This is a genomic window from Cupriavidus sp. FW216-B1 (genome assembly GCF_058789195.1).
The window spans coordinates 1-9357 of the sequence record NZ_JBYTEL010000042.1; the positions used below are offsets into that span (position 1 = coordinate 1).

Annotated in this window: 9 protein-coding genes; all 9 read left to right on the forward strand. The window is 63.4% G+C overall.

What is annotated here, in order from left to right; genetic code table 11:
• Positions 1 to 72: 72 nt before the first annotated feature.
• Genes AC3WXD_RS34650 through AC3WXD_RS34690 form a run of 9 tightly spaced genes read left to right on the forward strand, consistent with a single transcriptional unit; the run spans position 73 to position 9217 of the window.
• Positions 73 to 780, forward strand: coding sequence for a VirB8 family type IV secretion system protein (locus AC3WXD_RS34650; protein WP_059414574.1), 708 nt, complete (start codon positions 73 to 75; stop codon positions 778 to 780).
• A 22-nt stretch (positions 781 to 802) separates the two neighbouring features.
• Positions 803 to 1711: a TrbG/VirB9 family P-type conjugative transfer protein gene (locus AC3WXD_RS34655; protein ID WP_059414571.1), complete on the forward strand. Its 909-nt coding sequence runs from the start codon at positions 803 to 805 to the stop codon at positions 1709 to 1711.
• A complete protein-coding gene (locus AC3WXD_RS34660; protein WP_059414565.1) occupies positions 1711 to 2958 on the forward strand; it encodes a TraB/TrbI/VirB10 family type IV secretion system protein in 1248 nt (415 codons plus the stop codon). Before AC3WXD_RS34655 ends, AC3WXD_RS34660 begins: the two co-directional genes overlap by 1 nt.
• A complete protein-coding gene (locus tag AC3WXD_RS34665) occupies positions 2951 to 3760 on the forward strand; it encodes a lysozyme family protein (RefSeq protein WP_059414560.1) in 810 nt (269 codons plus the stop codon). Before AC3WXD_RS34660 ends, AC3WXD_RS34665 begins: the two co-directional genes overlap by 8 nt.
• On the forward strand, positions 3757 to 5016 hold the full coding sequence (locus AC3WXD_RS34670) for a TrbG/VirB9 family P-type conjugative transfer protein (protein WP_059414556.1): 1260 nt from the start codon (positions 3757 to 3759) through the stop codon (positions 5014 to 5016). Before AC3WXD_RS34665 ends, AC3WXD_RS34670 begins: the two co-directional genes overlap by 4 nt.
• A complete protein-coding gene (locus AC3WXD_RS34675) occupies positions 5013 to 5441 on the forward strand; it encodes a lytic transglycosylase domain-containing protein (protein WP_059414553.1) in 429 nt (142 codons plus the stop codon). The genes AC3WXD_RS34670 and AC3WXD_RS34675 overlap by 4 nt, the downstream gene beginning before the upstream one ends.
• Before the next feature lie 16 nt (positions 5442 to 5457).
• Positions 5458 to 6078, forward strand: coding sequence for a toxin co-regulated pilus biosynthesis Q family protein (locus tag AC3WXD_RS34680; RefSeq protein ID WP_059414551.1), 621 nt, complete (start codon positions 5458 to 5460; stop codon positions 6076 to 6078).
• Between the two features lie 17 nt (positions 6079 to 6095).
• Entirely contained in the window at positions 6096 to 7880 is a 1785-nt protein-coding gene (locus tag AC3WXD_RS34685) for a secretin GspD/PilQ domain-containing protein (RefSeq protein ID WP_059414550.1), read from the forward strand.
• A complete protein-coding gene (locus AC3WXD_RS34690; RefSeq protein WP_059414547.1) occupies positions 7877 to 9217 on the forward strand; it encodes a type IV pilus inner membrane component PilO in 1341 nt (446 codons plus the stop codon). Before AC3WXD_RS34685 ends, AC3WXD_RS34690 begins: the two co-directional genes overlap by 4 nt.
• The last annotated feature ends 140 nt before the right edge of the window (positions 9218 to 9357 follow it).

Here is a 9357-nt window from a genome sequence, read left to right on the forward strand (position 1 = left end):
GGGAGAAGGGCGTGCTGCGCACGCCGCGCTATCCATCCCCGTCCTGAAGGACGGGGTTTCCCGCGCATCCCGATGAAGCTCTTCTCCAAGAAATCCGATCAGACCAAAGCCGTGGCTGTGGCACCGGGGATGTATGCCGGTGAGAGCCCCGAGAAGCTCATTTTCGACCGGACCACGCGTATCGTCGTTGATCGGAACCACTGGAAGATCGCCACCTTCGTTGCTGCTGTTCTGGCGTTGGCGGCAATCATGACGCGCGAAGCGCCACCGTCGGTCGTAAAGGTGGTTGGCGTGTCGAGCGATGCGACCGGCAAGCCGATCACGCGCGAGCTCGAATCCTACGTGCCGCAGAGTCTGCAACTGCAATGGGCGTTCAAGGACCTGGTGATGCGCATGTACACCATCGAACCGATCCTTACCCCGCAGATCGAGGATTCCCGGATGTCGCGGACCCTGCGGACGGTGCGAGACCAGATGATCGGGTCTGCACGCGACCAGTTTCAGTCATGGGTCGACGACGATGCACCGTTTCGTGCCATCAGCGCCTCGCCGACCCTGGTCCGAGAGCCAAAGGTGACGAACATCGCGGTGCTTCCTGACAACACGGTAGTGGTCGAGTTCATCACCACCACAACGGAAGATGGGTTCAAGCCTCGCCGCCAGCGGTACGCGATCACGTTTCGATACCAGGTGAAGCCACCGCAGAGCGACGCAGCGCTCGGCCCCAACCCGTTCGGCATCTACCCAGTTTTCTTCAGCATTCAAAAGTCTGCCGTCTGACGACGGCTCTGGCCCGCTCGCTATGGAATCTCGTATCACTTCCCGGTTCACCGCCATTGCCCTAGCCCTTGCAGTGGCCATGCTGTTGTCGTCCCCCGAGGGGCATACCGCTGAAAAACCGCAAGCCGGAAAACTGGGGCTGCCTGGTTTGGGCATTGGCAGTCTCAGCGACGCCATGAATCCTGCCAATCCGTTCAACGGCGGGGTGGAGCCGATCGCGTTGCCGGGCGACTCCCGACTTGTGGTTTTTACCTACAACCGCGACCAGATCTTCCGCGTGCTCAGCGCGCCGCTGAAGATGACCACAATCGAGTTCCCGGACGACGAGCAAATCGTGGGCGACCCGGCGTGGGGTGAGAGTGTCCGGTGGGACTACGATACCGACGGTGCAAACCATCTGTATGTAAAACCTCAGGCCCCTGGTTTGGTCAACACCTTGTCGGTGAACACCAACAAGCGTAGCTACGAATTCACGCTGGTCTCGTCCCCCTTGGGCGGCATTTTTTACCAGAAGGTTCGCTTTCGAATTCCGGCCTCGATTTCTGCGAAGGTAAGAGCGCGCAACGAGGGACGATCCGAACGTGCTGAGCAGGCAGAGGTCGAGGGAGGGCCGGATGCGCACGTGGGAGGCGCCGATACCGTTGCAGTCTCTCCGGAGAAGCTCAATTTCGACTACAACATTTCCGGTAGCGCGGATTTCAAACCGGAGACGGTCTTCGACGACGGCAAGTCTGTCTGGCTGCGGATCCCAAATGGCGCCGACTGGCCGGTAGCTCTGATAAAGGACGGTAGCGATTTCGTCGTGGTCAATTTCATCCGTCGCGGCGACTACCTGGTGGTGCAGCGGCTGGCCGCGACCATCGCGCTGCGTTCGGGCGACGCGGAGGTGAAGGTTGAGCGCGGCCGTCGTCGCATCCTGGGGCTGTTCTGATGCGTCGCGACAGGGGCAACCGGGACAAGAACGTCTCCGATGTGAGCGACGCGCAGGAGCGCACCGTCAAGGGCAAGCTGCCGCGCAATATCGTGTATTCACTGGGTGCAGTGGCAGCGGTGCTGGTGGGCGTGCTCGGCTACTTCTATCAGTCGCAGGCCGATGCAAAGCTGGACGCGAAGGCCGAGGAGGATCGCGCGGCTCAGCTCAAGCAACGCGCGGACACTGCCGAGGGCGGACAGTCCCTTGATCGGACCATCCGCGATCAGCAGCAAAAGGCACGCGAAGAAGCGGAGCGGCAGCGGCAACTTGCGGTGAAGCCGGACGCCGGTGGCAAGACACCTGTGATGACGGCGCGCGATCTTGGCGGCCAGGTGGAGAAATCGGGCCCAGATGCGGCCAAGAATGAGCTTGACTCCATCTACACCTCACCGGTTTTCAAGACGGGTAACCGGAAGTCCCAGATCAACCAGGTCAAGGCCCCCTCCGCGGGCCTCGTGGATGTCACGGACCCCGTGCAGATGCGGTTACTGCAGCAGGCGGCGGCCGCGCGCACGGCTGCCGCGACTGCGGCCGCGACGAACGAACCCACGGCCGCGTCCATCTCGAGCGACAAGCAGTTTCTGAAAGACGCGGCGGCAGCGTCCACGCAGCGGACGAGCTTTGATGGCAAGTTGCCCAAGTGCACCCTCAGTCGCGGGTTCGTCATCCCGGCCAACTTCGTTGGGGGCATGAATTCGGACAAGCCGGGCGAGTTTCGCGCGACGGTAACGCAGGATGTGTACGACACGGTGAAGGGGGACTGCAGAGTCATCCCTGCCGGCTCGACGCTGGTCGGCGTCTACAACAGCGATATCGCAGTCGGGCAAGAGCGGCTTCTCGCGGCGTTCATCCGAATGCAGCTCCCGAACAAGAAGACCGTACCGCTGCTCGGCATGCAGGGCGCTGATCCGAATGGTTATGCGGGCATCAGCGGCGACGTCAATAGCCATTTCTGGAAGATCTTCGGGGGAGCGCTTGTCATTGGCGCGTTGCAGCTTCGCTTCAACGACACCCCCACGGCCACCACGTTCGGCGCCGGCGGGGTGACGGCATATAGCAACGCAGCCGGGCAGGTGGCCACGCAGACGGCCCAAACGATTCTGAATCGCAATCAGGGGATTCGGCCGACCATCACTACGAAACCGGGCCAGAAGATGATGGTCCAGGTCAATCACGACATGGTGCTGGAGCCATATCGTGATTAAGTACATTCGCTCCTCTCTCTCGGTGCTTGCTCTTGGCGCCGCCTGCGCGCACGCGGCGACGATCGAGGCAGTCATTAGCCCGAACGCAATCGTGGTCCGTGCCGACGGCCAGCCACGGGTGCACACGATCGAAGGCCGCCCAGTCCTGTACTGCGGGCTGGACGCATTTCTCGGCTGGTCGGCGAAGTTGATCGGGGCGCAGATCGGGCCTGGTGGCGCCGCCGGCGCAGAGGTCACGCTCGGCGGCACGAAGCAGCCGATCGCAACGCTGCTTGCCCGCGAAGGCTGGTTGCGGCCGGCCGCGCTGGTCGAAGCAGCTCAGGCCGCGATGACGGAGCGACAGGGCGGATGGGCCTGCGCACCGAAGACGGAAGCGTTTTCGCAGATGAGCGAGCGGATCGATCCCAAGATACTAGCCGGCATCGCGATGAACGAGTCAGCGTATCGCGGCAGGCCGTGGCCGTGGACGCTCAACGTTGCTGGTCGCGGGATGTTCTTTGCTACGCGTGAGGACGCCTATGCGGCGATCCAACAACTCATTTCTGCACAACGGTGCGATTTCGATGTCGGTCTCATGCAGGTCAACTGGTGCTACCACGGCCGGCGCTTCGAGTCGGCCTGGGCCGCCCTCGCGCCGGCGACGAACATCCGCGTCGCGGAAAGCATTTTGGCAGAGAACCTGCAGCGTAGCGGCTCTTCGGTCAAGGCCGTGGCCTGGTACCACAGTGCCGACCCCGCGCGCGGCGGCCCGTACTTCCAGCGCTTCATGAATCATCTCTCGCAGTTGGAATCAAAAAAATGATCAAACGGCTCCTCCTCTCCGCGCTGGTGTTGGCAGCGAGCGGAACCGCGCTCGCGGCAGATACGGACCCGCTCGATTTCGACTATCAGGTGGTCGCGCGGGCGGTGGACCGGCCGGCGCTGATCTTCAATGACGGTTCGGCAACCTATATCCAGCCGCGTTCCGGCCAGCAGGTCCAGGCCGAAGGCGCACAGCAGAACGGCCCGTATTGGGTAGTGGACGGTGTGCCGGACGTGGTGCGATACACCGTCAGCGGGCAATTGGTCGTTGCCCGGTGGAAGCGGGCCAACGGTTTCACGTCGGAGCCTGCCAATTCGGTCGGGGACCTTCCGAGTTCCTTGGCGGCTATCTCGGGGCGCATCGCCCTGATCGGGAGCTACACGAACCTTCCGCTGGTGAGGCCTGGCCGTTCGGCGCTGCCGCTGGCGCAGATGGTCCGGACCATCGCGCCGACCGGTTGGAGCGGCACCGCACAGAAGGATATCGCACTGACCGACGACGTGAGTATCGACACGCACGGCGGCGAAAACTGGCTTCAGGTGTTGGGTCGGGTGCTTGAGCAGCGCAATCTGTACGCCGAGGTCGATTTCGGGCGGAGAAACATTGCGCTGCGCGGCACGCCGCCCAAGGGCTTCGCGGTAGAGGGCGTCGCCCGCGGCTCCGCGCCGGTGGCGGGACGGCTGGAAGTGGCAGCGCCGGCGCAGGTGAAGGAAGACGCTGCGGGCCCGGCGATTGCGTCCGTCGGAAGTGCTCTTCCTGAGGGCCCGTCTCTGGCGAGCGCGTTCGACGCCATGGCGATCCGGGATGCGAAGAACGGAAAGATCGAAATCCGCTTTGACGAACAGCCGAAGGGCCTCGTAGTGCGGGATGTTGGCGGCAAGGTGCTCGATCTGGACTGGAACGATGCCGAGAGAGTACTCAGCTTCGCCACTGTCGATCAGTTCAGTGTGACCGGCGGTGGCAAGTCCGTCGAAGTCGCGCGCGTTCCCGGTATCGCCTATCTGTTTCCAACGGAGAACGGTGCCGGCCTCGAGCGCATCTTCGAGAAGGACGGCGCAACGTACCTGAGCTTTGCGAAGTCGATGGCGAGCATCTCGGTGTTCGGCGAAAGCCGGGAGGGTCGTGGCGAGCAAAAGGACCGCTTCTACAGGTTCAACGGGATCTCGGATCACCTCACGGTCATCGCTGACGGCAATGTAGTCCAGGTCGATCGCGTGCCGGAAGTGCGCTTCTACGAGCGAGCAGCGGCCCGATGACGCGCGTCCAATCCGTTCTGAGCGCGGCGGTCATCGTGCTTGCCCCTGCAGCGCATGCCGATTGTCTAGACGACGCCGCGCAATACCAGCAGTTGAGCCCGGTCCTGCTGCGTGCGATCGCGCAGCACGAGTCCGGCATGCGAGCGAGTGCAGTGAATCGCAATGCCAATGGCACCGAGGACATCGGCCTCATGCAAATCAATTCGGTCCACCTGCCGAGGCTGGCCCGTTATGGCATCACGCGCCAGTCGCTCTTTGACCCATGCGTGAACGCCTATGTCGGCGCGTGGGTGCTACGAGATTGCCTTGACCGGAATGGTGCGACCTGGACCGCCGTGGGTTGTTACAACGCTGGCGCGCCCGAAAAAAGGCTGAGATACGCCACTCTCATCTACCAAGTGCTGCTGCGCACGCAGACCCGATAACCGAAGGAACGCAACCATGTCTCAGTATTCTCGCCATCCCCGGCTCGGCCGGATTCTGGCCACCGTCGGGGTGATCGCCGCCAGCGCGTGTGCAAATGCCGCAGTGGTGGCCTCGCCGTTCGGCGTCGAGCCTGTCGGCAGCTTCGAGCCTACTAAGCCACTCTCGGGTTCTGGCTGGCAGCCGCTGGCCAGCGTGACGAAGCGCAGCGTGCCTGCTCCTGCAGTGTCGGTGCCGGTTGCTCCTACCGTAGTGGCGCCCAGCACCGTGCCGGTAGCGGCGGTGTCCCTCATCGACTCGAAGAGCGATATCGTGCCGGCTGCCGTGCCCGGTCCCATTGCAACGGTGCCTAGCGAGCCGGCCGCGCCGACGAGCTGGGTGGTGTCCCCGGGCGACGGCACGTTCCGCCAGGTCATCGAAGGATGGGCACCGCGCGCCGGTTGGACGTTGGCGCCGTGGGAGTTGGACAGCGATGTCCCCGTGGAGGGAGCCGACAGCTTCGACGGTGACTTCAAGGCAGCCGTGCGCCATCTGCTCGCTTCGACGGAACTGACCGACTTCGCTCTGCAGCCGTGCTTCTACTCGAACAAGCGCGTGCGGGTGGTCAAGGCCACCACGAAGTGCGACCCGAGCCAATAACCGGATCTCAACTCGAAATGACACTAAAAACTCTCGCGCGTCCCGTCGCTGGCGCGCTGCTGACCACGATGATCCTCTCGGGCTGCGTTTCGCCGCAACTGCTCGAAGGCAACCAGAAGGCCGTCGATACCCTGCAGGCCAGTTCGGACCAGATGACCGATTCGCTGTACGCGCGCATGCGCAGGGACCGCGCCGCGATCGAGCGCGCGCAAGAGGTGGACAAGCCCTTCCTGGCCGGCCGCGCGGTGCCCACTTCGAGGAATGTGACGCTCCCGCTCGCGCTGCGCAAGGATGTCGACACCTTGATCGTCTTCCCGGACCGGTCCATGCCGCTGGCGGTGGCCGGTCAGCGTATCACCATGGCCACCGGCATTCCGGTCAAGATCGAAAACGATGTGTACCTTCCTCCGGCTGCGCTCATGCCGCGCGGCGCAGCCGCGGCGACTGCGAACAGCCGGACGGCCAATGGTAGTTCGCCGAGCATGGCACCGACGATCGGCCCGGCGCCGACGCTAGGCGGCCCGCTTCCGGCCGGACTCGCTAGCGCCGCCGGCGGGACCGCGAACCAGGCTGTTCCGCTCGTTGAAACCGCCCTGAATGTCGAGTTCAAGCAAAGCGAGAAGATGCCGCTGGCCACGATGCTCGACCTCATCGCCACGCGGCTGTCGATCAACTGGGAATATGTGCCGAGCAAGAGCGTCATCCGCTTCTACCGCCTCTCCACCAAGATGTGGCAACTGCCCATCCGCCCGGGGAAGAGTTCGTTCACGACAGAGTTCCGTCAAACCACCCAAGCCAACGGCACCAGTGGCAGCGCGGCCGGGCAGGCCGTCCAGATCGATACGGCGACCAAGGCAGAGGCAAAGGATCTGGACGACTTCGAGAACATCGGAAAGAGCATCGAGCCGGTGCTGACTGTGTCCGGCTCTATGTCGATCAATCCGTCGACGGGCTTGCTGGCCCTGACCGACACGAAGGAAGCCGTGGATAGGGCGGACGAGATCGTCCGCAAACAGATTGCAATCTATTCGCGCATGGTCTACGCGAAATTCCAGACGGTGGACTTCACGATCACCGACAGCGGGCAGGCAGGAGCGGACTGGAACGTCCTGCTGACCAAGGCGCTGCAACACGTCCCGGGCTTTTCGCTGACCGCACTGTCGCCGACATCTCTGGTCGGCGCCGATGCCGGGAGCGTGGGCATGTCCATTACGTCTGGCGGCTTCAATGGGACGCAGGCGATCATCAACGCGCTCAAACAGTACGGGACTGCGACCACGTCGACGACGGTGCCGATTGCAATGCGCAACCGCCACGGCGCGCAGTACAACACGCGGCGTCAGTTTACGTACGTGTCGAACACCACTCCTGCAGCATCGACGGTGGGCGGCACTGGCGGAACCCCGGGGATCACAACGTCGACAGGAACGGTCGGCTTCAAGTTGGCTTTGTTCCCCGATGCCACCTCTCGCGATGACGTAAATATGACCATCGCGTTCGACAAATCGGACCTCGATGGTCCAATCCAGTCCAGGACCTCGGGCACTGGCGCGTTTCAGCAAACGGTCGAGGTTCCGAAGATCGCCGGTAATGGTATCAACGGGCAGGAAGTGACGGTCCGGAACGGTCAGACCGTGATCGTGACGGCGTTCGACCAGAACGACACCTCCACGACGCACCGTACGTTGGCCGAACACCTGCCGTTGCTGGCCGGCGGCAGTCTGGCTGCAACGCGCTCGCGCACCTTCACGCTGGTGCTGCTGACCGTGATGGTGCAGGACCAGGGAGCACTGGGACAATGATCCTCGACATCCACGGCAAAAAGGTTGCCTTCGGGATGCAATGGCGGACGCTGACCGGCAGCGACGCGCCGGCAGCGCTTTCTGCTCGCGTCGCGAAGGAAGTCCGCGCCACCCGGATCTGGCACGAAGAGTCGGCCTTGCACATGGGCTATCTCGGGCCTGCCGATGCCCAGGTGAAGCTCAAGGACAAGCTGTACTCGGCGGCGGCCGCGCTCGCGCGCATTCCCCAACTGTCCCCGAATGCCTTGTTCGTGTTCCACCTGCAGGCACACGGAACTCACGTCGGGTACTTGGTCTGTGGGATCGTGAAGGGCCGGCCACGGGTAGGCTTTGACCAGGTGATCAGCGACGAGCGGGAACTGGCGGCGCTGGTGGTGGATTTTGTCTCGAAGTGCGACGGCCAATTCAAGCTGGCGGGCAATGCTCCCGAGATTCAGGGGCTATTCCCGCCCGATACGCGCGCTGTCCACGTGCCGTTCACGCTCGAGCAGATCGCGGAGGGCCTGGGTCCACACGCCCTCCTGAAGAGGCCGAGCGCCATCACGCAGCGCAAGCAGACCATCGTGCTTGGCGTGCTCGCCGTGCTTGGTATCGTCGGTTGGCAGTACAGCGCGCAGGCCTATCGCGCCTATCAGGCAAAGATGCACCCGCCTCCGCCGCAGAAGTCTCCGGCCGAACTCTACGCGGAGGACATAGCCTCCCGTGCAAGCGTGCCGGTCGCGCTCGCGTCCACCGCAGTCCCTCGTTTCATGGCCTGGTTCACGAGCGCGGTACCGCTGCAGATCGGTGGGTGGACGCTCAAGACAGTGGCCTGCGACCGGGTCGTCACGCCGAGGACTGCTTGCACGCTGGTCTACGAGGTCAAGGCCACGACCAAGGGCGCGACCAATATGACTTTTCTGGCTGCGTTGCCGGATGACATGGCCAACCCGATCTTCCGCAACGAGGACAAGGAAGTGGTGGTGCAGGGCGGTTTCGACGTGGGTCCGGAGATACGACTGACGGCGCTGCTGGTTCAACCGCCCAAGCCGATGGCCTTGCGTGCGGGATTCGGCTCGACGCTGCAGACGCTGCGCCCGGTCGCCGGCAAGGCTGTGCTGGGAGATGCGGCCCTGTTCGGCGTCATTCCCGCCGGTTCCATTGGGGTCGAGCATGCCTACCGGACCGCTTCGTGGCAACTGGAAGGGCCGATGCGCAACGCGACCGAAATCGTGGCGTTCCCACGCACCGTCACGCTCGACAAGATCGCGGTCACCGTCGATCTGGACGCGCAGCCTGCCCTCAAGCAATCCAAGTTCATGCTCGCGCTCAACGGCACGGCCTACGCGCAAGACTGACGACTGAGGAAACATTCGTCAATAACCCCTCCCTGAAGGGAGGGGCTTGAGGGAGCGATCCCAAGAGCCCGAGATTGACCAGGGCAAGCGGTAACCAGCCCGCTACGTTGTGCAGAAGTGCGCAGACCCACCGCCGAATG